Origin of the sequence: Myxococcus eversor (assembly GCF_010894455.1) — a bacterium.
Lineage (GTDB): Bacteria > Myxococcota > Myxococcia > Myxococcales > Myxococcaceae > Myxococcus > Myxococcus eversor.
On record NZ_JAAIXY010000016.1, the window covers coordinates 135,118 to 157,073 of the forward strand.

Annotated in this window: 19 protein-coding genes and 17 tRNA genes; 31 read left to right on the top strand and 5 right to left on the bottom strand. The window is 68.8% G+C overall.

Annotated features, from left to right (window positions below; all coding sequences use genetic code 11):
* Positions 1-1,170 carry an AraC family transcriptional regulator gene (locus G4D83_RS29270; protein WP_163868161.1) on the top strand — a complete coding sequence of 390 codons (1,170 nt, stop codon included), beginning with the start codon at positions 1-3 and terminating at the stop codon, positions 1,168-1,170.
* A 56-nt stretch (positions 1,171-1,226) separates the two neighbouring features.
* On the opposite strand, the gene G4D83_RS29275 is transcribed toward G4D83_RS29270, so the two are convergent.
* Both G4D83_RS29275 and G4D83_RS29280 read right to left on the bottom strand, forming a co-directional pair.
* The gene (locus G4D83_RS29275; protein ID WP_163868162.1) at positions 1,227-2,414 is read right to left on the bottom strand and encodes a hypothetical protein; all 1,188 of its coding nucleotides are present in this window, start codon (positions 2,412-2,414) and stop codon (positions 1,227-1,229) included.
* 46 nt (positions 2,415-2,460) lie between these two features.
* Positions 2,461-3,132, bottom strand: a complete 672-nt coding sequence (locus tag G4D83_RS29280) for an RNA polymerase sigma factor (protein WP_163868163.1) — start codon at positions 3,130-3,132, stop codon at positions 2,461-2,463.
* A 432-nt stretch (positions 3,133-3,564) separates the two neighbouring features.
* Between G4D83_RS29280 and G4D83_RS29285 the strand changes: the two genes are divergently transcribed.
* The 4 genes from G4D83_RS29285 (at position 3,565) to G4D83_RS29300 (ending at position 7,797) form a co-directional block, all read left to right on the top strand.
* Entirely contained in the window at positions 3,565-4,272 is a 708-nt protein-coding gene (locus G4D83_RS29285; protein WP_163868164.1) for a metallophosphoesterase, read from the top strand.
* Between the two features lie 318 nt (positions 4,273-4,590).
* Positions 4,591-6,357 (top strand): vWA domain-containing protein, encoded by a 1,767-nt coding sequence (locus G4D83_RS29290; protein WP_163868165.1) that lies wholly within the window; start codon positions 4,591-4,593, stop codon positions 6,355-6,357.
* A 29-nt stretch (positions 6,358-6,386) separates the two neighbouring features.
* Entirely contained in the window at positions 6,387-7,406 is a 1,020-nt protein-coding gene (locus G4D83_RS29295; RefSeq protein ID WP_163868166.1) for a hypothetical protein, read from the top strand.
* 19 nt (positions 7,407-7,425) lie between these two features.
* A complete protein-coding gene (locus tag G4D83_RS29300) occupies positions 7,426-7,797 on the top strand; it encodes a hypothetical protein (RefSeq protein ID WP_163868167.1) in 372 nt (123 codons plus the stop codon).
* An 8-nt stretch (positions 7,798-7,805) separates the two neighbouring features.
* On the opposite strand, the gene G4D83_RS29305 is transcribed toward G4D83_RS29300, so the two are convergent.
* The 3 genes from G4D83_RS29305 to nfi form a co-directional block, all read right to left on the bottom strand.
* The gene (locus G4D83_RS29305; protein WP_163868168.1) at positions 7,806-8,303 is read right to left on the bottom strand and encodes a DUF2267 domain-containing protein; all 498 of its coding nucleotides are present in this window, start codon (positions 8,301-8,303) and stop codon (positions 7,806-7,808) included.
* Between the two features lie 104 nt (positions 8,304-8,407).
* Positions 8,408-10,750, bottom strand: coding sequence for a GMC family oxidoreductase N-terminal domain-containing protein (locus tag G4D83_RS29310; protein WP_163868169.1), 2,343 nt, complete (start codon positions 10,748-10,750; stop codon positions 8,408-8,410).
* Between the two features lie 193 nt (positions 10,751-10,943).
* On the bottom strand, positions 10,944-11,645 hold the full coding sequence (gene nfi / locus G4D83_RS29315; RefSeq protein WP_163868170.1) for a deoxyribonuclease V: 702 nt from the start codon (positions 11,643-11,645) through the stop codon (positions 10,944-10,946).
* A gap of 298 nt (positions 11,646-11,943) precedes the next feature.
* Here nfi and G4D83_RS29320 point away from each other — a divergent pair, with 298 nt between their 5' ends.
* From G4D83_RS29320 to G4D83_RS29440, 26 genes are all read left to right on the top strand, one after another.
* Positions 11,944-12,972: a hypothetical protein gene (locus G4D83_RS29320; RefSeq protein WP_163868171.1), complete on the top strand. Its 1,029-nt coding sequence runs from the start codon at positions 11,944-11,946 to the stop codon at positions 12,970-12,972.
* Between the two features lie 38 nt (positions 12,973-13,010).
* The gene (locus tag G4D83_RS29325) at positions 13,011-14,363 is read left to right on the top strand and encodes a hypothetical protein (RefSeq protein WP_163868172.1); all 1,353 of its coding nucleotides are present in this window, start codon (positions 13,011-13,013) and stop codon (positions 14,361-14,363) included.
* A gap of 66 nt (positions 14,364-14,429) precedes the next feature.
* Positions 14,430-15,581 carry a hypothetical protein gene (locus tag G4D83_RS29330; protein ID WP_240356727.1) on the top strand — a complete coding sequence of 384 codons (1,152 nt, stop codon included), beginning with the start codon at positions 14,430-14,432 and terminating at the stop codon, positions 15,579-15,581.
* A gap of 140 nt (positions 15,582-15,721) precedes the next feature.
* A complete protein-coding gene (locus tag G4D83_RS29335; protein WP_163868173.1) occupies positions 15,722-17,023 on the top strand; it encodes a S8 family peptidase in 1,302 nt (433 codons plus the stop codon).
* A 198-nt stretch (positions 17,024-17,221) separates the two neighbouring features.
* Positions 17,222-17,470, top strand: a complete 249-nt coding sequence (locus G4D83_RS29340) for a hypothetical protein (protein WP_163868174.1) — start codon at positions 17,222-17,224, stop codon at positions 17,468-17,470.
* 9 nt (positions 17,471-17,479) lie between these two features.
* Positions 17,480-18,061: a HesA/MoeB/ThiF family protein gene (locus tag G4D83_RS29345; protein WP_163868175.1), complete on the top strand. Its 582-nt coding sequence runs from the start codon at positions 17,480-17,482 to the stop codon at positions 18,059-18,061.
* 48 nt (positions 18,062-18,109) lie between these two features.
* Positions 18,110-19,003, top strand: coding sequence for a nucleoside hydrolase (locus G4D83_RS29350; protein WP_163868176.1), 894 nt, complete (start codon positions 18,110-18,112; stop codon positions 19,001-19,003).
* A gap of 61 nt (positions 19,004-19,064) precedes the next feature.
* Positions 19,065-19,223: a hypothetical protein gene (locus tag G4D83_RS45660; RefSeq protein ID WP_176433435.1), complete on the top strand. Its 159-nt coding sequence runs from the start codon at positions 19,065-19,067 to the stop codon at positions 19,221-19,223.
* 92 nt (positions 19,224-19,315) lie between these two features.
* Positions 19,316-19,401 (top strand) — tRNA-Tyr (locus G4D83_RS29355).
* 49 nt (positions 19,402-19,450) lie between these two features.
* Positions 19,451-19,521, top strand: a tRNA-Ile gene (locus G4D83_RS29360).
* A gap of 7 nt (positions 19,522-19,528) precedes the next feature.
* Positions 19,529-19,599, top strand: a tRNA-His gene (locus G4D83_RS29365).
* 79 nt (positions 19,600-19,678) lie between these two features.
* Positions 19,679-19,749, top strand: a tRNA-Lys gene (locus G4D83_RS29370).
* A 17-nt stretch (positions 19,750-19,766) separates the two neighbouring features.
* Positions 19,767-19,837, top strand: a tRNA-Gly gene (locus tag G4D83_RS29375).
* 19 nt (positions 19,838-19,856) lie between these two features.
* Positions 19,857-19,928 (top strand) — tRNA-Gln (locus G4D83_RS29380).
* Between the two features lie 19 nt (positions 19,929-19,947).
* A tRNA-Asn gene (locus G4D83_RS29385) sits at positions 19,948-20,019 on the top strand.
* 18 nt (positions 20,020-20,037) lie between these two features.
* Positions 20,038-20,107, top strand: a tRNA-Cys gene (locus G4D83_RS29390).
* Positions 20,108-20,117: 10 nt separating this feature from the next.
* A tRNA-Phe gene (locus G4D83_RS29395) sits at positions 20,118-20,190 on the top strand.
* A gap of 99 nt (positions 20,191-20,289) precedes the next feature.
* Positions 20,290-20,363: transfer RNA gene (locus tag G4D83_RS29400), tRNA-Thr, on the top strand.
* 26 nt (positions 20,364-20,389) lie between these two features.
* Positions 20,390-20,461 (top strand) — tRNA-Ala (locus G4D83_RS29405).
* Between the two features lie 6 nt (positions 20,462-20,467).
* Positions 20,468-20,541, top strand: a tRNA-Arg gene (locus tag G4D83_RS29410).
* A gap of 23 nt (positions 20,542-20,564) precedes the next feature.
* Positions 20,565-20,639 (top strand) — tRNA-Arg (locus tag G4D83_RS29415).
* Between the two features lie 20 nt (positions 20,640-20,659).
* A tRNA-Met gene (locus G4D83_RS29420) sits at positions 20,660-20,730 on the top strand.
* A gap of 100 nt (positions 20,731-20,830) precedes the next feature.
* A tRNA-Leu gene (locus G4D83_RS29425) sits at positions 20,831-20,904 on the top strand.
* 55 nt (positions 20,905-20,959) lie between these two features.
* A tRNA-Leu gene (locus G4D83_RS29430) sits at positions 20,960-21,033 on the top strand.
* 20 nt (positions 21,034-21,053) lie between these two features.
* Positions 21,054-21,596, top strand: a complete 543-nt coding sequence (locus G4D83_RS29435) for an HNH endonuclease (RefSeq protein WP_163868177.1) — start codon at positions 21,054-21,056, stop codon at positions 21,594-21,596.
* Between the two features lie 208 nt (positions 21,597-21,804).
* Positions 21,805-21,889: transfer RNA gene (locus G4D83_RS29440), tRNA-Ser, on the top strand.
* Positions 21,890-21,956: the final 67 nt, after the last annotated feature.

A 21,956-nucleotide genomic window follows, 5' to 3' on the forward strand; every position in this document is an offset into this window, starting at 1 on the left:
ATGGACTTCCGGAAGAATCTCGTCGCCCTGCTGCTCGCCCTGGCCGCTCCAGCGGCCGTGGCGCAGTCGTCGGGCGGCGCCCAGAAGCTGCCGGTCGGCTGGTACGTCACGGAGAGCGCGCCCAAGCGCTACGAGGCGGGTGTCGACAACAGCGAGCCCTGCGAGGGCGCCCGCAGCGCGTACCTGCGCTCGCTGTCGCTCGATGAAGCGGGCTACGGCACGTTCATGCAGGCCTTCGGCGCGCAGGACTTCCGCGGCAAGCGGCTGCGCTTCTCCGCCGCCGCGCGCGTGAAGGACGTGGACGGCTGGGCTGGCCTGTGGATGCGCGTGGAGGGACCTGACCCGAAGCAGCCGCTCGCCTTCGACAACATGCAGTCGCGCGCGCTGGTCGGCACCCGGGGCTGCAAGCGCTACGAGGTGGTGCTGGACGTCCCCAAGGAGGCCACCACCATCATGGCCGGCCTCATCATGAGCGGCACGGGACAGGCGTGGCTGGACGGCGTGCGCTTCGACATCGTGGACAACACGGTCCCCGTGACGGACCTCCTCGCCGGGCGCCCGGTGGTGGCCTCCACTGGCCCCGCCGGACTGGACGAAGTCGCCACCCCCGTGGCGAAGAACGACCAGGTCCCCCTGGGCCGCGTGGGCGACGTCTGGTTCAACCATGGCCGCGTCGCGGCGGAAAAGGCATACACCAAGCGCGCGGATGGCGTCTGGGTGAGCATCCTCTCCGAGGAGATCTACGAACACGGCATCGAGGTGACGGGCACCTTCGGCCAGCGCCAGTTGGAGCTGAAGGTACGGGCCGGCACCTCGAAGACGCTCATCGACGGCACGTGGGGCGGAGAGCCCGTCAGCATCGCGCTCTCTCCGGACGCCCTCACCATGAAGTGGGGCCGGCTGACGCGGGAGCTGCAGCGGGACAAGGACGCCGCGGTGGACAGCACCTGCAACCGCTACCAGGTCAACGAAGGGCCGCGCGTCATGGACCAGATAGACGTGTGCGGCGCGGCGCTCGGCACCAAGCCTCCCGCGGCCCAGCTCGTCACGGCCTTCCTGGCCAACGGCTTCCGCCGCAGCATGCCGGCTCGCAACTTCCCCATCCCGCAGCCGCCCGTGCTCAGCCGCGAGGCGCTCGACACGCAGCGCACCGGCACTCCGAACCAGTAGCAGCAGCCCGGGAAGTGTGGGGCCCGCGCTCACCGCGAGGGCCCCGTCCCGCGAAGTCAGAAGGCGAAGTCCCGCTCCAGCGTCTCGCCGCCAGCCTGCACCGTGAGGTGGGCGGAGCGCGCGCCGGTGGAAGACGCCGTGGACAAGTCGAATGCCAGGCCCTCGGGCCCGGACGTGGGCTTGAGCGAGGGACGGCCGGGACTGAGGAACACCGCCGCCGTCACCGTCCGGCCCGTCAGGGGCTGCACCAACAGCCGGACGCGCTGACGCTCGCGAACCAGCACCACTCGAAACTCCCGCCGCTCCTCCAGCACCTCCCGATGCTCCGGGTGGCGCGCCGCGGAGGGACGCTGAGAGGCCGGCTCACGCGAAGAGCGCGCGGCGCGGGCCATCGTCCCGTCGCCCTCCTCCATCTCCAGGGCCTCTTCAATCGCGTCGTCGCCCTCACCGAGGGCCAGCACCGCCTGGGCGCATTCGCCACAGCGGGCCGTGTGCGCGTCCATCCGCTCGCGCTCGTCGGCGGACATCATCCCCATGTCGAAGCGCCAGAGGTCATCTTGCGTGAGGTGGCGACGCGGGGGCGCATCCACGGGCGCCGCATCCGCGATATCCGCGCGGCACTCGACACAGCCCTGGATGTGGGGAGTGGGTGTCTGGGGCCCGCCTGTCCAGGTGGCCACCAGGTCATCGCAGCCGGCCCGGGAACCAAACCACCAGGCCTTGTCCTGCTCCGCGGAGTCGAGCAACTCCAACTCCTGACGGCGCTGCGGGTTGAGGGGAATGAACCAACGGGCTCTGGGGCGAAGCGACGAATCCAGGCTCCCGAGCGACTCCAGATAGCGGTCTCGATTTCGAGCGGCCTCACCATCCAAGGCACCATGGAGACCCTCCCAGGCGGCCAGTGCAAATGCGGCGGAGGCGGCCCTGTCCCGAGCGGCAAGTCCCTCCAGCGCCGAGGCCCGCCACACCTCCGCCTCGTCACCACCCTCCAGCGCCACCTCCATCGCTTCTTCCGCGGCCCTCAACAGCACGGGCTGGAGTGCCTGCGGTTTCTGCGCCTGGAGCCAGGTCTCCACCCCCGGTCGACCGAGGCCGCGAAGGGCGGCCTCCACACCTTCCGTCCCCAACCGGGTCGCCCTCCTCAGAAAGTCCCCAGCGGCCTCGAGGACGACTCCTGGTGAGGTGGACCCGGCGGTGAGAACAGCGCGACGGGTGGCGTAGCGAGACATGGCATCGGTCTTCATGACTTCATTCCTCCTGAATACCCCGGGATGTGACCGGGAAGGAGGCTCACGCTTCCTCCCCTCGTGGCGACTCTCGCTGGAGATCCAGCAGGTAGAGCTTCAAGTAGGCCTGGGCGCGACTGACGCGCTTGTAGGAGTTGACCACGGTGATGTTCAGCCGACGTGCGCATTCCTCGTGATCCTCCACGTCCTCGTGGTGATACAGCTCCCATGCCGAGGCTTCCTTGGGGTGCTCCTGCTGGAGCCGGGCGAACGCGGCCCAGTACAGCTCCTGGGCATCCGCGCGCTCCTCGGTCCTCCGGCCCAGCTCCACGGCGCGAGACCGCTCCGATGGAGACTCTTCCATGGCGTCATCGGGGTCCGACGGAGGCGCCGCGAGCTCCTCGCGGTGCCGCCGGTAGAAGTCGATGGCGACGTGCTTGACGATGCGCAGGAAGAACGTCTTGGGAGACGCGCTCCGGCCTGGCATCTGTTGGGAGATGCCACGGAACTGATCCAACCCGCGGTCGAGGAACTTGCCGACCGCGTCCTGAAAGAGCTCATCCGAGTCCGCTGGGGACCCGCGGCCGTAGCTCGCCTGAATCTTGCTGATGACATACCGGGCAGGCCGGTTCCATCGCTGGACCAACGTACCGAGCGGGCCTCCAATGGGCTCGCCCGAAGCGCGGCGGCGGACCACCTCCGCGAACAATTCGTCATCCGTGAGTTGCTCGAACACCGGAAGGACCTGAGGGCTGTGCCCGGAGAACCGCCCCGGGAGATGGGGATACAGGGATGTGGCGCGGCAAGGTACCACGTTGGCATCCGCAGGCAGCCTCCGAGTGGAGCAGGGGACCCCGGCTACCCGGACGACCGGACAGACGGAGCACCCAAGGAGGCCCGACCCTCGACGCGCCGATTTCCTGACAAACTATCCCTCAGGGAATGCGGGCGGGGGAGCGGGAATTTTCGCGTCAGGAACCGGAAAAGGTCGCGTCCCTGGCCGCAACGCTTTCGAGCGCCCGGCCCGAGAGGCCCTACACGCAGTGGTTCGACTCCACACCCCCACCACCCGGTGGGACGACGCCGGGCGGACCGGCACTGACCTCGTAAATCAGCCCGCCGGCCTCTCGACTCGGGCGCTCACCCTCTTTCTTGAAGGAGCCGTGTCATGTCCCCCCGCACCATCGTCATCGGAGACCTCCATGGCTGCCACGACGAGGCCCTGGAGCTGCTCGCCAAGGTGGGGGCCACGTCCAGCGACCGCGTCATCTTCGCCGGGGACCTGGTGGACCGGGGCCCGAAGCCCCGCGAGTGCGTGGAGCTGGCGATGCGGCACGAGGCCATCCTCGGCAATCACGAGGAGAAGCACCTCCAGCAGCGCCACCGCGAGGACAGCCGCCTGCTGCCGGACCACCTGGCGACGCGACAGGCCCTCGACGCCACGCACTACGACTGGATGGCGGCGCTGCCCCACTACATCCGCCTGCCCGAGCACAACGCCCTCGTCGTGCACGCCGGCATGCTGCCCGACCTCCCCGTCGAGGCGCAGGACCCCTACCACCTGCTCCACGCGCAGTGCATCCAGCCACCCGGCAAGAAGAGCTACTGGCCGTCCAAGGCACCGGAGGGCTGGACGTTCTGGACCCATCACTGGAAGGGGCCGGAGCGGGTCATCTTCGGACACACCGTCTTCGACCAGCCGCTCGTCACCGAGCACGCAGTGGGTATCGACACCGGCTGCGTGTATGGCCGCTCACTGACGGCGGTGGTGCTGCCCACGTGGGAGCTCGTCTCCGTGCCCGCCCGGAAGTCCCACCGGAGTGGCAAGGACGTGGCGCGCATCCCCATCCACGGCGACGTGTGCGTCTTCTCCTGAGCACCTGAGCACCGATACGATTTCGCGCCCGGCCGACGGGGCCAGACACGCCTGAGAGATGCGGGTTCGAGTCCCGCCGACGGCCGTCAGGCCTCGTAGTTCAACTGGCAGAACACTGGACAGTCAATCCAGCAACACAGGCCTCGTCACTCGGGCGCACCCTCTCTCTCCCTCACATCCCAGCTTCGCGCGGGTGGCCGTGCCTTGAGCACGAAAGGCCCCCGTGCGTTCCACGCGCGGTGCACTCCCCTATCGCCCTCGGGCGCCTGGGGTCCGCCCCGCGCCTGACCCGCCGCACGTCCCGAAAGGTGGCACCCCATGACGACCCCGACGCAGAACACTCCGCTGCTGCCCGAGACGCAGCGTGGCCCCGCCGAGCGCCTGCTGGACCTGGTGCTCAGTGGCTCCGCGCACCTGTGGCACAACCGGCCGGGACTGGACGTGAATGGCACCTGGGTGGCCGCGGCGCACGCCACTCCGGCGCAGCGCACGCTCGGCAAGCCCGTGAAGCCGGGCCTCTTCGTGCCGGCGGCGGTGCGCCTCTACCGACAGCTGTTGGACATCCACCGACTCAACTCGGAGCTGATGGCGCACTTCGCGTCGTACGCGCTGACGCAGACGGACTGGCGTGACCTGAAGGTGGCCACGTGCGCGCTCATGCTGGTGCAGGAGCACGCGGGCCAGCCCGTCGTCGGCGAGGACGGGAAGGTGGCGTTCCACGACGATGACTGGCGGGCCATCGGCGAGGCCATGGTGCTGCACTACGAGCGCAAGTCCACGCGCATGCTCACGCCCAAGGCGGTGCTGCGAGTGGCGGAGCTGCTCGAGCTGCCGGACATCGCGCGCCTCAACCGAGAGGCGGGCTTCGGCGACCCGGCGTCTCGCAAGGCGCCCATGGGCCGCTGGAAGCGCGTGGCGTCCCGGTGGCTGGCGGCGCGTGAGGCCAACCTGCCGATGCTCCAGGGTCTGGTGAAGGCGGGCTACAAGGAGACGCTGAAGAAGCTGGCGCGCAAGGCGGGGTACAAGCCGCGCGCGCAGGGCTTCTTCGAGGTGCTCGGCTGGAAGCAGAAGCAGGCCGAGGGCGGGCACCGCACGGTGGGCCTGAGCGGGCTGACGTTGGTCAAGAGCCAGCGCTTCGACGGGTTGTCGGAGGCGGAGATCTGCGAGTGGATCGAGCTGGAGCGCCTCTCCTACAAGGAGGTGGTGGGCCGGCTGCCGAAGGACCTGGGCATGACTCCGGCCATCATGGCGGCGCTGCTGCCCTCGTTGTCGGACCGTGACTTGCGACTGATGACGCCGACGCTCGAGGAGCTGGGGCTGTTGGCGGAGCCCTCCGTGCGCGGGCGATGGGAGCTGGCCGTCCAGACGGCGACGGACCAGCGCGCGCTGAACATCGCGAAGAACGTGCGCAGCGACGTGCTGCGCCAGAAGCTGGAGGAGGCGAGCGACAACGCGGCACGACAGGCGGTGGCGGAGGCGACGGCGGAGACCGACGTGAGGGTGATGTTCCTCATCGACAAGTCGGGCTCCATGGAGGGCGCCATCGAGAACTCGAAGGAGGCGCTGGCGCGCATCCTCGCGGGCTTCCCGATGGAGAAGCTGCACATCGCGGCGTTCGACACGATGGGCACCGTCCTCAAGCCGAAGGCCGCCAACCGCACGGCGGTGCAGCACATGCTCGAGCGGCTCAAGGCGTCGGGCGGCACGACTCACGCGGCCGGGGTGCATGCCCTGCACCGCGACGGCGTGAAGGTGCCTGAGGGGGCGAAGCTGGTGGTCATCGTCGTGGGTGACGAGGCGGGCGAGGCGGGTGACCAGTTCGCCCGCGCGTTCCGCGACTGCGGCTACACGGTGGCGGCGCTGGCGTTGCTGGTGAGCGTGGCGGGGGCCCGTGGCAACACGGTCCGCACGTGCGCGAGCTTCATGAAGGTGCCCTTCAGCGAGGTGAACGTGGACCAGTTCGCGGACCCGTACCAGGTCCCCCGGGTGCTCAAGGCGCTGCTGGATGCGCCGACTCAGCCCGGTGCCAGCCAGTCCGGCTGGGTGGAGCGGGTGATGCGCACGCCGTTGCTGAAGGTGGCGTGAACCCGAAGTCGTGGTGACAAGGAGGCGGCGTGGACTACCGGAAGTTCCTCGGGAAGGTGGAGTCGGCGGTGCTGCCGTATCTGGGCGGCGGCACCGTGGACACCGCTTCGCGCCGCCTCCGTGTCACCTCCCCCGTGGCGCCGGGGTGGTGGCGCTTCGAGGTGAAGGGGCGGGAGGCCACGGCGTGCGAGCCGGCCAGTCCGGAAGGTCTGGACAGGCTGCCGCGCGTGCGAGGCCACATGTGGGGCTCGCGGCTGGTGCGCGAAGGCGCGGTGGCCGAGCCCCTGGAGTTGATGCCAGAGGAGGAGCCCGCCGTGCTCGCGCCCGTGAGTGCCCGGCGCTGGCACGACGGCTCGCTGCTGTTCGACGGGGTGGACTTCGAGGGCGAGGCGGAGGACCAGGCACGCCGTGCCCTGGAGGAGGGTCAGCCGCTCTCCACCGTGAAGGGCGTGAGCGCGCCGCTGCGGGCGGCCTATGGCTACGCGCTCTTGGGGTCGGCGTCCAGGACGCTGGGCATCCGCTTCGCACCAGCGGAGACGCGCGGCCGGGTGCTGCGGGTGGCCGAGCAGGGCCGGACCGAGGCGGAGTCCTGTCTGCGGGCCCTGGTGGCGGAGCGAGAGGCCCATCAGCGCGCGCTCGCGGCGAGGCTGCTGGCGGCGAACGTGCAAGCGCAGGCGGCACAGACAGCGGAGGCAGCGCGGGCCCGTGCCGTGGAGCTCGCGGAGAGGGCTCGGCGACACCTCGATGGCGCGGGGGCCCGACATGGGCGGGGTGCGCCAGTGGGCGACCACTCGCGCGCGGAGGTCGCGCTCCAGGGCGCGGGGGCGCGGTTGCTGAACCATCGAAGGATGGCGGGAAATCAGTTGGAGGTGACGTTCGCCTTCATGGGGGAGCGCTTCATCTCCGTCGTCGACGCGGGCACGCTCCAGGTCATCGACGCGGGCGTGTGTCTCGCGGGCGCGGACAGCGAGGTGACGCTGGAGAGCCTGCCCTCGGTCATCCGAGAGGCCATCGAGACGGACGTCCTGGTCATCACCCGGCACGGGTGACGTGCGGAGAGGAGGAGTCATGTCGATGCAAGAGGTGTGTCTGCTCATCGGTCGGGACGAGGAGGTGTTGTGGTGCGAGACCTCCGACAGTCCCGTCCTGCTGCCTGACTCCCGCACGCGGTGGGAGGCCATCTGGTACTGGCGTCACGAGCTGGTGGAGGTGGCGCACAGCCACCCCGAGGGCCCGCTCGGCTTCTCCACCGAGGATGAGACGACGATGACGGCGTTGACGGAGGCGCTCGGTCGCGCACCGCGCTTCTCCGTCGTGGCCCCCGGCGGCATGGTCGCCCGCGTCGAGGGCCGCGATGTCTGGGTCTCCGACGAGCCCTGGTGGGCCGAGCCCTTGCGCGAAGTCTCGGGAATGACTCACTCGCCCATGGCGCGCGCGTAAGGCTCCGCTCAGCTCGGGTGACGCCACAGCTCCTTGAGGTCCTCGGGGAGCTGGTCCATGACATCCTCGGCCTCGCCTTCGCTGATCTGATCTCTCACGGCGTTGAGGACCGCGCGAACCACGGGCGCCACCGCGTCCGGGTTGAGCGCCAGGTCCTCACCCACGCGCTTGAGCAGCTCCTCGCGGCCAAAGCCCCCCGGCAGCTCGTCCTCGTGGCGCTCGCACCGGTGCAACAGCTCCGTCAGCTTGCCGGGGAGTTGCGCCTCCAGGTCCTCTGTCTCCTCGCTGTTGATGCGCTGCTCCACCGCGCAGAGCACGGACACGGCGGCCTGCTCCGCCACCGCGGGCGACATGCCACCGCGCTCGCACAGGTGCTTGATGAAGGCCCGGTAGGTCTGGCTCGCGTGCGCGGCGCTTCTCCGGGCACGTCGGGCCTCGATGGGCAGCTCTCCGCGCGCGCCTTCTGGTGAAGCCCGCCGGCCCTCTTGCTCCCGCTTGTCCGCCATGACCTGTCCTCCCGATGTGCCTTCGTGGACATCAGGTTGCCCACGGCTCCCGGGAGGAGCACCACTCGACCTGTGCGGAGGACGGGCCGCCGCCTCCCCGCCCGCTACGCGGCTTTGCGCACGTAGGTGTCGTACAAGGCGCCGAAGAAGAACCGCCCGAAGCGCAGCAGCGCGGACAGCCGACGCTGCGTGTCCCGAGCGCTCGGCACGCGCAGCGTGGAGAGCTGCACGGCGAAGTCCTTCGCATTCAACCGCAGCAGCCCTCGCGCGATGCAGGGGCCCGAGGCGTCACTCCCCCGGTGCACGGACACGAGCAACCGCGTGGTGTCCACCCAGAGGTCGAAGCCCGCGTCGTCGTGGACGTCCTTGTAGCCGTCGAGGAAGAAGCGCTCGCCCGACTCCGCCACCAGGGGAAGCTGGTAGTGCATCCGCCGCCCGCCCGGTCGCGCCGCCTCCCGAGTCATCAGGTGGAGTTCGCCTCGCTCCACCGCGAGGGGCCGAGGAGACAACGACAAGGCCTCCACCACGCCGGAGAGTCCCAGGGGATGCAGCGGGTCCTCCAGCGTGCGCTCCAGGTCATGAGTCTCCACCGTGAGGACGAAGCGCAGGTGGGTCGCATCGACGCGCTTCGGGTCTCCCGCGACGAGCGCGTTCTCCGCCACAGCACCCGAGATGGAGCCGTACATCGTCTCGGTGAAGCGCACGCCCACCGGCGTCCGAGCTCCGGCCTCCAGCTCCTCCGTCGCGGGTGTGTAGTCGATGCTCCACCCGTGCCGCTTCGCCATCAGCGAGACACAGCGCTCGGCCACGGCGGAGAGCGTGAACAGGGGATTGGTCCCCAGCGGTCTCGGAATCACCGAGCCGTCGCTGACATAGAGCCCTTCGTGCACCTCGGTGCCTTCCTCGCGGGCGAAGACACGTCCCTCGTGGTCCACGACGCCCGCGCTGGCGTCCTCGGCCATGACGCAACCGCCGAGCGGATGCGTGCAGAGGACCTCATGGCCGGTGAGCCGATTCCACAGCGGATTGCGAACGAAGGTCCCACCCAGGGCCGCGGTGGCCTCGCGCAATCTCCGGTCCACCCGCTCCAGCTCCGGCTGCGTGCCCACGTCCGGCCAGTTCACCCGCACCCGGTCGCCCTCCAGCCGCAGCTCACCGGTGCCCGCGTCGTGGGACATGACGAGGAAGGTCTGCGTGTTGCGCATGGCCCCGTGGTACGGCCCCCGCACCGCGCTGTCCGCCACGCGCGCCAGCTCCTCCAGCTTGTCCCGCAACCCCTCGTCCGTGTCGTCCCCGGCCACCGCGGAAGCGGCGGCGAGCAGGCCCAGCATCGGCCTTCCGAACGCACCCGGCATGGCGCCGTTCTCGATGACCATGCCGTCCTCCTGCCGGGACGTCCCGCGCTCATCGATGATGCCGCTGATGGTGGGGCCCACGGGCTCACGGCCCTCCACCGGATGGGTCCCATGGCCCACGCCGTTGATGGGGACGTCCGTGTTGTAGCCGAACGCCATCACATCGCCGTTGGAGCTGAAGCGCTGGCCCAGCATCCGCGACAACGGCAACCCCAGTGCCTGGGAGCGCAGCAGGATTTCCGCCGAGCCCATGGTGCCCGCCGCGAGGACGACCATGTCCGCCGTCACCCAGAGGTCCGGCGCCTCGAAGCGCTCACGGCCGCTGTTCATCGGCCGGTAGTAGATGCGCCAGCGTCCGCCATCGCGCGCCAGGTAGCGCACGCCCACTTCAGTGAAGAGCTTCGCGCCGTGGCGGTGCGCATCCGGCAGGTAGTTCATCAGCACGGAGTTCTTCGCGCCCTGATTGCACCCGGTGAGGCAGTCGCCGCACAACGAGCAGGCGCCCTGACGCACGCCCGCTTCATTCACTCCGCCCGCGAAGGAGACGGCCAGGGGCGGACGCCGGAAGGTGCCACCCAGGTGGCGCGCGGCGCGCTCCATCGCCTCCAGCGAGGCCAGGGGCGGCGAGGACTCCGGATAGGGCGTGGGACGCAACATGCGCTCGGCCCAGGTGAACCCGTCTTCGAGGCGGCCGGGCACATCCGCCCGGAGCGCCTCCGGCCAGCGTGCGTCCTGGAACACGCGCGGGTCCGGCCGCAGCGTGACGCCCGCGTTGATGAGTGAAGTGCCGCCCAGACCGCAGCCCGTCACGACGGCCACGTCTCCACCCCGGTGCAGCTCGAAGAGGGCCGTGGGGCTTCCCAGGTCCACGCCGCTCTCGGCCTCGAGGTGTATCTGCAGTTCCTTGGCGAAGTCCGCCTCCGTGCGTGGATAGTCGCCCGGTTGCAGCTCCCGCCCCCGCTCCAGGACGCACACCTGACGCCCTGCTCGCGCGAGCCGGCTGGCGGTGATGGCGCCGCCATAGCCCGACCCGATGACGACCACGGAGTAATGGGACTCCAACTCACTCCACCGTGCTGACAGCCTCCGCATCGGCACTCCCAATGGCGACCCCCGCCCTCGCTTCACCACCCTCGAAGTACGGTGCCAACGCCCTGGCACGGCTTCCCGCGAAGGCGGCCGGGGTGACGTTCGCCCGAGCACCCTGGCGCCCGGACCACGACCCCGTCATGAGGACTTCGGACATAGAGGGGGAAGGGCCCGCGGTCAAATCCACGGGGGTGCCTCACTCCAGCTCGGCCGCCTCACCGTCCGCGCGCCTGAGCGCGTTCACCAGCCGGTGCGCCTGTCGCGTGGTCTCCGGCTCGCGGTACTTCGGACTCGCCCGCAGCACCAACTCCACCGCCGTGGGCAGATCCATCAGATGGCCTGGCGACACATACACGGGCTGAACCGCCTTGCGCGTGCGGACCGCCATCCCCACCACCTCTCCCCTGTGAATGATAGGTGACGTCGCGCCTCGCTCTTCGCCCAGCTTGCCGTGTGTCCCGACCAACAGGGACTTGCCACAGCCGATGGAGGGGACGCCGAACAACAACCCGCCATGGCTGGCGATGCCCAACCTGCGCGGGTGCGCGATGCCGTGCCCGTCGAAGATGAGCACGTCGGGCCGCACCGTGAGCCGCTCCCAGGCGACCGCCACCACGGGCAGCTCCCGGAAGGACAACAGGCCTGGCACATACGGAAACCCGAGGGTCACCGCCGAGCCCGCCCGCGCCACCGGTGCAAGCGTGGCCGCGTCCAGCACCACGATGCCGCCGAAGCCCGTGTCGTTCCCTTTCTCCGTGGACACATCCGCGCCCGCGATGAGCTCCACTCGCAGACCCGGCGGAGGCCGGAGCACCACCCGGTCCTTGAGTTGACGTTGCAGCGCCACCGCCTCCGTCGGCGAGACATTCCAACGATGCATCTCCGGCTGAAGCTCCATGCGGGGTCCACCTCCTGGTGCGTCTCCAGTCTGTGAACCCGCATGGACTCGGCAACCCGGCACGACACTCGCGAGCGGGGTCTCCGTGGACCATCCAACGTCCTCACCGCCCCGAGGGGCCGAGCGCGTGTCCCCTGTCACACTGCCCTCCGGGTCCGGCCTGGAATGCCGAGGCACCGTGCCTACCGTGCTCGCTCCCAGGCATCGGTGAAGCCGCTCCCACGGACCTCTCCCCGAGCCACGCCTGGGTCATCACAGGGGCCGGCCCACGGGAGCGTCGCATGTTCGGGAGTCACTGATGCGTCGAGTCCTCGCAGGCTGTCTGGCCCTATCCGCGCTGGGAACCACCCTCCCCGCCGCCGCGTCCGAGTGCGGCTACACCGCCGCGGGCTGGAACGCCCCCAACGGCGCGGTGGTGTTCAGTCGGAGTGATGACGGCCCCATCCGCAATGTGATTGATGCCATTGGCGAGTTCCGCACGCACTCCATGCTCTCGCATGGCGCGACGGGAGGCGTCACCCACGCCACCATGAAGGACCCGGAACAGCACTCGTTGCCCACTGTCTGCGGAACACCGCTCAAGGCCGGCCAACTCCAGAACGGCTACCCGGGGCTGGAGCAGATCAATCAGGGCGGCATCTATCATTATCTCTACGACGCGAATGGCCACGGGCCGGACTGGACCGCGTGGCAATTGGGAGACGCGGTGGGCGCGGCGCGCATCGCGGACAGCCTCTGGTTCAACCACCCCTATGTCAGTGACGTGTCCCGCGCCGACGGCAGCCAGCTCATCGACCGACCCCTGTGGAACGGGGCGCGCGTGCCGTATTCGTTGTTCCAGTACAGAGACGTGGAGTCGACGCACCAGATTCCCGGCAACGCGGCCAACAACGGGATGATGTGCTCCAGCTTTCTCGCCTACGCCCACAACTACGCGGGCAGAGGCATTGTCACCACGCACACCTATCCGCACGAAGTCGTCGCCAACGCGGCCAACACCATCCACTGGGGCGTGCATGGCCAGTGCAAGTCGTCGCTCGGCTGGTTCGAGAAAGCCGCGCTGACGGTCCTCTGTCCCTTCTCCAACGTATGCACCAACGCCGGCAACCAGGTGGCCAACTGCATGTCAGCCAATCGCTGTGACGTGAGCACCGGCGGCATCTGGAAGGGCGTGCGTGACGACCCCGCCACGACCGCCACCTCCATCAGCCCGGACCGCATCGGCGGCTGGAGCGTGCACCCCTCCAACACCACCCTGTGGGCCAGCGACTACTCGCACCAGCTCCAGTGGAACTCCGGCGGCAACGTCTACGGCTGCTGGCAGTGAGCACCCCCTCCCGCTGAATCAATCGACAGGAGCCCCGGATGAATCCCTCGGAACCGCCCTGGTGGCGCCGACGCCTCACCCTCATGCTCGGTCTCGGAATCGCGGCGCTGGTGGCCGGCGGGCTCCTCTCCCTGGAGTCGCCCGCGCATCCCGAAGCCATTCCGCTCGCCGTGGAGGCCTCACGCTCTCCAGCGGTGTCCGCGCGCACGGCCCCCATCCTGCCCACGGGGATGGTTAGCGCCGTTCGCCCCGCTCCGGAGCGTGCTCCCGCCCCCATCATCGACAGCGTGACGGTGGAGAAGCGGGAGGTCTGCTCCGGCGAAGACAACCTCATCAGCGTCAGGGCTCATTCACCGGATGGCAATGACGCCTATCTCCACACCACCGTCGGCGCGGGTATCGGCATGCGCGTTCCCCTGCGCGTCTGGCGTGAGCCGGATGGGACGTACGAGCTGCCCACCGTGACGGTGTTCGGCAAGGACAACGTCGCCACCACCGTGCAGGTGCCCCGCTACACCGTGAAGGACTGCGAGCCCGAGCGCCTGGTCGAGGTCTTCTCCCGGCGAGCCCCCAACACCGAGGAGGACTTCGAGTTCCTCGCTCGCATCCTCGAGCCACCTCGCCAGGACACCGCTTCACGGGAGCCCTTCACGCCCGTGCGCTTCGTCTGGACCTTCGACGACCGGCACGCGGTGACGACGAGCACGCCCATGGTGACGCAGACCGTGAGCCCCGACGTCACCCAGCCTCCTTCCATGTACAGCCAGCACATGGTGCGGGTGGACGTGTTCGACGCCACGGGCAAGAAGGTGACGGGCCGCTCCTCGCTCCAGCTCCTCGACAACACGTTCGAGAACTTCGACAAGAAGGGCGTCGTCACCGTGCTCGCGGCGGGGATACCGCGCTTCCCCGTGGAGGACGCCGAGGGCGTGGTCCGACAGACCTTCCGCCTGTCCCACCGGTGGAAGGGCTCGGTGAGGCTGGAGCGTGTCACCGCGCTGCGCGCGCGAGCGCCAGAGCCCGATGCCCCGCCCCTGCCCGAGGACACCGAGGAGGTGAGCCTGCGCGTGGACTCCCTTCCCGAAGGCCGGGGCGTGGACGTCTCCGTCGCATTGGACACCCGGACCGAGGCGGACGTGAGGCAAATCACCTATCTGCTGGAAGGCACCACCGTGGATGGACACCCCGCGCGCGGGACCTTCTCCGTGATGCGGCCCCCACCCCGCCCGACGCGAGAGAACAGCACGGCCGTGACGGACCCGCTGCTGCTCGCGAAGGTGAAGCGGGCGCGCGAGCTGCTCGGCCAGCCCTTCGTCACGGACGAGGACCTCTGGCGCCTGGAGCGAGAGGGGCACTTCAAGGACCTCAAGGCCCAGCGCGACACGCCGTGAGCCTCCGCCGTCCACCCCGTGGGAGCGACCACTCCCCTCGGACTGGCGACCGGTGAGCTCGACTCGATGACCTGGGCCCCGGGGGGCGTGCTGTCCTCCGGGCCGCCCATGCCTCGCTCCTTCCTCCGAGCCCTGCCTCCGCTGCTGGCCCTGCTGACCGCGAGCCCTGGCGCCGCCGAGACTCCTTCTCACTCGTCCTCGCCCGACCTGAACGTCCCCTCGGGCCAGGCGCTCCAGGCGCTGGAACAGCGCATCCTCGGACGCGGCTGCGAGCCCCAGCTCCTGGGCGATGCGAGCCGGCGATTCTCCGAGGCCCAGCTCCTGTGCGCCGCGCACTTGTCCTTCCTCCTGGTCCAGTTGTCACTGGATGGCGGCGCTCCACCCGAGACGCCCCGGCGCGTGAAGGCCCTGCTCGACAACGCGCTGACGAAGGGCCGCGCGCCCTTCCTCTCCGATGGCGCCGCGCTCGTGGAGAAGCATCACCTGCCGCACAGCGTGCTCTACCGGGGTTATGTGTTGTTGATGCTCGCGGGCATGGAGCGCGCGGGCCTGGCCGACGCGGCGTCCACCGCGCTGTTCGATGCCCTGGCCGCGCGGCTCGTGGAGGCCCTCTCGAAGCAACTCCTGATGCCTTCCTTCGGCAAGTCCGTCTGGCCCTGTGACAGCGCTCCCGCCGCCGCGGGCCTGCTGTTGCACGGGAGGCTGCGCGGCAACGCCGAGTCACTCGCGATGGGAGAGCGCCTCACGGCCCGACTGGTGGAACTCGCCGCCCTGCCCTCGGGCTTTCCCACCAAGATGAACGCCAAGGGCCGGCTCGTCGAGCCCACTCCTCGAGGCACCACGCTGGCGTGGACGGGCGCCTTCCTCGCCATGGGCTCGCACTCCTCCGCCGCCACCTTCACCACTGCGCTGGTGAAGGGCTACTGCGACCGCCCGGGCGGAGAACTGCTTCCCTTCGCCGCCTGTCGGGAGTGGCCCCGAGGCGTGAACGGCCGCCAGGATGCCGCGAGCGGCCCGTTGCTGCACGGCGGCTACTCCGTGGGCGCGAGCGCCCTGGCCATCGCCGCCACCCGCCTCTCTCCAGAGCACCGCGCCTGGCACCAGGACCTGCTCAATGCCGCACGAGAAATGGGCATCCGACCCATGCTCGAAAAGCCACACATGCACCCGCTCGAAACCGCCCTGTATTGGTGGGGGGCCAACGCTCGCCCCTGGTAGGCAATGCCCCCGCATGTCGGCGCACACCCCGGACGTTCAATGACGAACCGCTGTCTCATCCCTGAGGGCTAAATCAGGATTAAGCCGAATTTAAAGTCGATTCGTATCATTCCGCGTAACCCATTGCAGGGGGATGAGACATGAATCGACGGATGACCACGCTGACCCTGGCCATGAGTGGACTGGCGATGCTGGGGGCCTGCTCGAGCAGCCGGCCCGTCTGCAAGGACCCGTCGGCCTCCGCCGCGCTCCGCGCGCCTCCGACGGGGAAGTTCCTCACCGTCAGCAAGAAGATACCGGGCGAGTACGTGGTGGTGCTCAAGACGCCCGAGCCGGGGCTGCAGCCGCTCGCCGTCACCCAGGCCACCCAGGCCCTCATGGAGCAGTACGGTGGCGCCGCGTTCGCGGTGTACGAGCATGCGCTGCGCGGCTTCGCCAGCAGGATGAGCGAGGACCAGGCGCGCGCCCTCGCGGAGGACCCCAGGGTCGCCTACGTCCAGGAGAACGGGGTGATGTCCATCCGCGAGAGCCAGCCGAGCCCCACCTGGGGCATCGACCGCGTGGACCAGCGCACGCTGCCGCTCGACAAGCTCTACATGTACAACGCCACCGGGCTGGGGGTGCATGTCTACATCCTCGACACCGGCGTGCGCTTCTCGCACCGCGAGTTTGGAGGCAGGGCCTCCGTCGGGTTCGACGCCATTGGCGACAGCATGAAGGGCAATGATTGCCATGGCCACGGCACGCACGTGGCGGGCACGGCGGCGGGCAGCACGTATGGGCTGGCCAAGAACGCCACCGTGCACTCCGTCCGCGTGCTCGCGTGCAACGGCTCGGGCTCCACGGCCCAGGTCATCGCGGGCATCGACTGGGTGACGAAGAACCACCAGTCCCCGGCCGTGGCGAACATGAGCCTGGGTGGAGATTCCGACCCGGCCATCGACGAAGCAGTCCGCCGCTCCATCGCCTCGGGCGTCACCTACGTGCTCGCCGCGGGCAACGAGTCCGGCGATGCCTGCAGGCACTCTCCGGCCCGGACGGAGGAGGCCATCACCGTGGCCGCCACCGACACCAGCGACAAGCGCACGCCCTTCTCCAACTACGGCGACTGCGTGGATGTCTTCGCGCCCGGCAACAGAATCACCTCGGCCTGGCACTACGGAGACCAGGAGTCGCGCGAGCTGAGCGGCACCTCCATGTCCGCGCCCCACGTGACGGGCGTGGCCGCGCTCTGGCTGGAGCTGAATCCCGACTCCACGCCCGCCATCGTCGCCAGCGCGCTGTTCGAAAACGCCACGCTCGACAAGGTGCGAAGCCCCGGTGAGTGCACCCCCAACCGGATGGCGTACTCGGGCTTCATCGGCGCCGTGCCGGTGCTGCCCACCGTGAGCACCGAGCCCGAGACGTCGCCAGCACCGGTGAGCGGCGAAAGTTCGAAGTAAGCGTCCGGCCGCGAGGACCCCTCCCCCTCGCGGCCCCCGAGGGCCGGACTCCGTCAGCACGACGGAGCCCGGCCTTCGTCTTTTCACGGGCGCCCCTTGCGCCGAGTCAGGACGCCCCGCGCGCTCCCGTCCCGCGAGGTGCCTGGCCGGCCGCCCTTTTCGCGGCCCCTGGCACGCGCGAGGAGGCGCGAGACGACCATGGCGACCCTGAACATCACCTATGACGGCATGTCCGCGGACGTGCCGGTGGAGCTGGACCGGCCGGTGTCCGACTCCGACGTGCGCCGCATCGCCGCGGAGCTGATTCGCGCGGGCGGAGTGCCCGGCCTGCACCTGGCGCACCTGCGCGACGACGTCTTCCAGCACTTCGTCGTGGACCGGTTCCGGGGTGCGCGTGGCGACGAGCGCATCTACCTGCGCCCCAAGGTGCCCTTCGGCGCCCGCTGAGGAGAAGCCATGCGCATCCTCTTCTGCGGTGTGGGCGCCATCGGCTCCCAGGCGGCCGTCCTGTGCCGCAACCTGGAGGCCACCCTGGTCTTCATCGACTTCGACCGGGTGGAGTCCAAGAACCTGCTCGCCCAGGCCTACGTGAAGCCCTCTGTCGGGAAGAACAAGGCCGAGGCCCTCAAGCTCCAGCTCCTCAACCTGCACGGCGTGAAGTCGGAGTCCTTCGGCGTGCGAGTCACCCGCGACAACGTGGCGGCCCTGTGTGGCGGCGCGGACCTGCTGGTGGACTGCTTCGACAACCAGGACAGCCGCCAGCTCCTCGGCGACTTTGCTCGGGGAGCAGGCAAGCCCCTGGTACACGGCGCGGTGAGCGCGGACGGGACTTTCGGCCTGGTCCGCTGGGACGAGCGATTCGTCCCGGATGCCGAGGACACCGCCGGGCAGGCCACCTGCGAGGGCGGCGCGCACCTGCCTCTCCTGGGCCTGCTGGCCGCCACCCTCGCCCGCTGCGTGCAGGACTTCGTCAAGCAGGGCATCAGGCGGGACGCACTCGTGAACCTCTCCTCCGTCGTCCCCACCTCGAGTCACTGACGTGATTTGACCAAGACGTCACACCCCACGCCCCACGCGGAGCCTCCCATGGCCCTGGACATCCTCTTCGACATGGAGACGAGCGACCCCGACGACGCGCTCACGCTCTGCCTGTTGGCCACGCACCCCGCCGTCACCCTGAGGGCGGTGACCGTGACGCCGGGCACACTCGCTCAGGTGGGAATGGTGAGACACCTGCTCGCGCGTGCCGGCCGGAGTGACGTGCCCGTAGGCGCGCGCAATCCGGCGGCGGAAAAGGAGAGCCTCTCGGCTTTCCATACGAAGTGGCTGGGCCCCCTGCCTCCCGCCGCGCCGGATGCCCTGGCGCACGAGGTGCTGGCACTCGCGCTCGGGCGATTTCCCGAGGCGACACTGGTGACGGGCGCGCCGCTCCAGAATCTGCGGCTGCTGCTGGAGCACCATCCGGACCTCCACCTGCGTCGTTGGGTGGCACAGGGCGGCTTCGCGGGTGACAACGTGGTCCCTCCGGAGCACCGGCTGCCCAAGTTCGAGGGCCGGCGCACCTGCCCGACCTTCAACTTCAACGGAGACCCCAAGGGCGCGCTGCTGGCCCTCTCCTCGGACCGAGTGGGTCGACGCGAGCTGGTGTCCAAGAACGTCACCCATGGACTGGCCTATGACGGCGCCTTCCACGAGCGGATGAGGCCCTACGCCTCGGCGACGCCCGGGCTGGCGCTCATCTTCGAGGCCATGGAGCGCTACCTGGCACAGCGGCCCGAAGGAAAGCTCCTGCACGACCCCATCGCCGCATGCGCGGCCATCGACCCGGGAATCGTCACCTGGGCGGAAGTAGAGATGGTGCGCGAGCGCGGAGAGTGGGGAGCCGAGCTGGCGCAAGGCACCCGGACGTTCATCTCGGTGGCCCTGGACCCCGAGCGCTTCTTCCGAACCTTCGTGGGAATCGACGCCGCGACAAATTAATCGCGGCGCTGTCAGGGATGAAAATCAACCGCCGTAGATTCCCCCAGAAAGGAGCGGTGACATGACAACGGCGAAGATGCAGTCGAACGAGACGAAGCGCAGCTATCGACACAACCTCTGGTCCCAGTTCGACGCCGCCTCCTGCTCCTTCTCGAGCACAGGCTCGATTCGCAACGTGGGATTCAGCCACCTTCACGGCCATCCGCCCGTACCCTGCTGACGCTCGCGCTTCGTCACTGACGCGCCAAGCCACGCAGAGGCCGGGCTCCCATCCAGGGGACCCGGCCTTTCGGCTTTCGGGCCTCCGATCCAGGGGACGTAGAGCGTTACGGCAGACGCGCGGGCCTGTAGAGCCCGAGCCCGACAGGGCCTGCTGGGTTCAACTCCCAGCGTCCCCATGCTCCGCACGAGCAGGGCTGCATCATCCAAACCCAGACGTAATTTTCCAGGGGTATAGCTCAAAGGCAGAGCACTCGCTTGATAAGCGGGTGATCCCGGTTCGACTCCGGGTACCCCGACTCCATGTTGGCCGAAGGCGATTGGTGAGCCACCGGGATGTGACCCCGGGGAAGAGGGTTCGATTCCCTCCGGTCAACCTGACAGTCCCAGCTCTCTGACAACTGAATCGTCGTGGTGAATGCACGCCGCCTGCTCACACAGGGGTGGCGGCAAAATGCCTCCGTAGCTCATTGGTAGAGCATCCGCCTCTTAAGCGGACGGCGAGGGTTCGAATCCCTCCGGAGGTACTCGAAGCAGCAGCAACGCGGGTGTCGTCCAGCGGCAGGATGGCGGTTTCCCATACCGTCGACACGGGTTCGAATCCCGTCACCCGCTTCACATGTGTCACTTCCATACCGGAGTCGTCTAATCAGCAGGATGGCGGATTCTGACTCCGCAGGCGCAGGTGCGATTCCTGCCTCCGGTTCTCTCTTCACGCAGCACATTCCCCGGTAGCTCAATGGCAGAGCGCGCGGCTGTTAACCGCGAAGTTGGGGGTTCGAGTCCCTCCCGGGGAGCTTGCAACAGACGCAACTGGCCAGTTCCGCCCGGGGTGGCAACGGTCTGCAAAACCGTTTGGGACGGGTTCGACTCCCGTATTGGCCTCACTTTCATTGCCGACCTGGCGTAGGTGGTCCGCGCGCCCGTCTGAAGAGCGGGAGGACTCGGTTCGATTCCGAGGGTCGGCACTTCGCAGCACGTTTCACTTCATAGGCTGCGCTCCGGGAGCAGCTTGGACTCCAAATCCGAGCGCGCGGGGTTCAACTCCCTGGCGGCCTGCTCGTTTCGCCCCTGTAGCTCAACTGGTAGCAGCACCGGTTTCGTAAACCGGGGGTTGTCGGTTCGAACCCGACCGGGGGCACTTCACGCAACACGCAGTCGTCACATGGGTTCGTGGCTCAATGGGAGAGCACTCGGTTTGCACCCGAGGGGTTCCGGGTTCGAGTCCCGGCGGATCCACTTCATGCCCTTGTAGCTCAGTGGATGAGAGCGCACGGTTCCGAACCGTGAGGTCGCAGGTTCAATCCCTGCCAGGGGCACTCGCTTCAGCCAAAGCCATTCCGCTTCCGTAGCTCAGTGGATTCAGAGCAGGCGCGTCCTAAGCGCGAGGTCGCAGGTTCGAATCCTGCCGGGAGCACACACGTTTCACGTTTTTTCTGCGGGGAGAGGCTGGTGCCTCACCGGGCCTCATAAGCCTGGCCTCCAGGGTTCGACTCCCTGCTCCGCAACTCTTCATGCACGCCGAGCCAGCTGGAGACGGCGACGGTCCCACACACCGTTTTCGCCGGGTTCGATCCCCGGGGCGTGCACTCGTATTTCCGTGGTCTTGCCGGTGTAGCCCAATGGGTAGAGGTGCCAGGTCGAGAACCTGGAGGATGCGGGTTCGACTCCCGCCACCGGCACTGTCGTCGCAGTCCGTAGCCCGCAGTCGCAAGTCAGCAGGACATCCCGAAGTCCGTCCGCGTAGCCCAAACGGGAGAGGCCGCCGGCTCAAACCCGGCACAGTGCGAGTTCGACTCTCGCCGCGGATACAACCGAAAGGCGTTGCGTCATGGAGACGCTGGTTCTCAGTCAGTCCTTCGAGCCCGTCGCGCGGATTCCCTGGCAGCGCGCGGTGATGCTCATCTTCCAGGGCAAGGTCGAGGTGGTCGAGGAGTACGAGGACCGCTTCGTGCGCTCGGTGACGGTGGAGATCCGCATGCCCTCCGTCATTCGTTTCTTCCGCGGGCTGCGCAAGGGCCCCAAGGGCGTGAAGTTCAGCCGGGAGAACGTCTACCTGCGAGACCGCTGCCGCTGCCAGTACTGCGGCCTCAAGGTGTCTCGCGCTGAGGCGACGTATGACCACGTCCTGCCTCGGGCCCAGGGTGGCCGCACGTCCTGGGACAACGTCGTCATCGCGTGTGTGCCCTGCAACCAGAGGAAGGGCAACCGGACTCCGGAGCACGCGAAGATGGCGCTGCGCTGCGCCCCGGTGAAGCCCAAGAAGCTGCCGGACGCGATGCACCTGACGTTCGTCTTCGAGCAGGGCATGCCCATGTCGTGGGCCAAGTTCCTGAGGGACGTGGCGTACTGGCATGGCGAGTTGGAGGATTGAGGTCCCAGGACGGTGCGCCTGGAGGGGATGAGGAGGTCCGCCAGAGGCGGCCTCCCGCCCATGGACCTCCCCGCGAGCCGGCAGGCGGGTGCGCTGCTGCCGGCGACTTTTCTGGAAGACCGACGCTGGAGGCCGGCGGCCCGTTTCGAAAACGGTGCGGGTGCATGACGCGCTCGGGGTTCGAGTCCCCTGTCTTCCGCTGTGACTTGGAGCATGCGGGCCGGGTGGCCGGCCGCCTGGCTGGAAACCAGGAGAGCCCTTCGGGGCTCGTGGTTCGACTCCACCGTGTTCCGCTCGCTTCACATGTTTGGAAGTTGGACTGGCGATGGCGCCAGGCCCCGCTGCTACCGGGTGCGAGCC

Coding starts and splice junctions, on each gene's coding strand:
- G4D83_RS29270 (WP_163868161.1), top strand. CDS start 1: ATGGACTTCCGGAAGAATCTCGTCGCCCTGCTGCTCGCCCTGGCCGCT.
- G4D83_RS29275 (WP_163868162.1), bottom strand. CDS start 2,414: ATGAAGACCGATGCCATGTCTCGCTACGCCACCCGTCGCGCTGTTCTC.
- G4D83_RS29285 (WP_163868164.1), top strand. CDS start 3,565: ATGTCCCCCCGCACCATCGTCATCGGAGACCTCCATGGCTGCCACGAC.
- G4D83_RS29290 (WP_163868165.1), top strand. CDS start 4,591: ATGACGACCCCGACGCAGAACACTCCGCTGCTGCCCGAGACGCAGCGT.
- G4D83_RS29300 (WP_163868167.1), top strand. CDS start 7,426: ATGTCGATGCAAGAGGTGTGTCTGCTCATCGGTCGGGACGAGGAGGTG.
- G4D83_RS29305 (WP_163868168.1), bottom strand. CDS start 8,303: ATGGCGGACAAGCGGGAGCAAGAGGGCCGGCGGGCTTCACCAGAAGGC.
- G4D83_RS29310 (WP_163868169.1), bottom strand. CDS start 10,750: ATGCGGAGGCTGTCAGCACGGTGGAGTGAGTTGGAGTCCCATTACTCC.
- nfi (WP_163868170.1), bottom strand. CDS start 11,645: ATGGAGCTTCAGCCGGAGATGCATCGTTGGAATGTCTCGCCGACGGAG.
- G4D83_RS29320 (WP_163868171.1), top strand. CDS start 11,944: ATGCGTCGAGTCCTCGCAGGCTGTCTGGCCCTATCCGCGCTGGGAACC.
- G4D83_RS29325 (WP_163868172.1), top strand. CDS start 13,011: ATGAATCCCTCGGAACCGCCCTGGTGGCGCCGACGCCTCACCCTCATG.
- G4D83_RS29330 (WP_240356727.1), top strand. CDS start 14,430: ATGACCTGGGCCCCGGGGGGCGTGCTGTCCTCCGGGCCGCCCATGCCT.
- G4D83_RS29335 (WP_163868173.1), top strand. CDS start 15,722: ATGAATCGACGGATGACCACGCTGACCCTGGCCATGAGTGGACTGGCG.
- G4D83_RS29340 (WP_163868174.1), top strand. CDS start 17,222: ATGGCGACCCTGAACATCACCTATGACGGCATGTCCGCGGACGTGCCG.
- G4D83_RS29345 (WP_163868175.1), top strand. CDS start 17,480: ATGCGCATCCTCTTCTGCGGTGTGGGCGCCATCGGCTCCCAGGCGGCC.
- G4D83_RS29350 (WP_163868176.1), top strand. CDS start 18,110: ATGGCCCTGGACATCCTCTTCGACATGGAGACGAGCGACCCCGACGAC.
- G4D83_RS45660 (WP_176433435.1), top strand. CDS start 19,065: ATGACAACGGCGAAGATGCAGTCGAACGAGACGAAGCGCAGCTATCGA.
- G4D83_RS29435 (WP_163868177.1), top strand. CDS start 21,054: ATGGAGACGCTGGTTCTCAGTCAGTCCTTCGAGCCCGTCGCGCGGATT.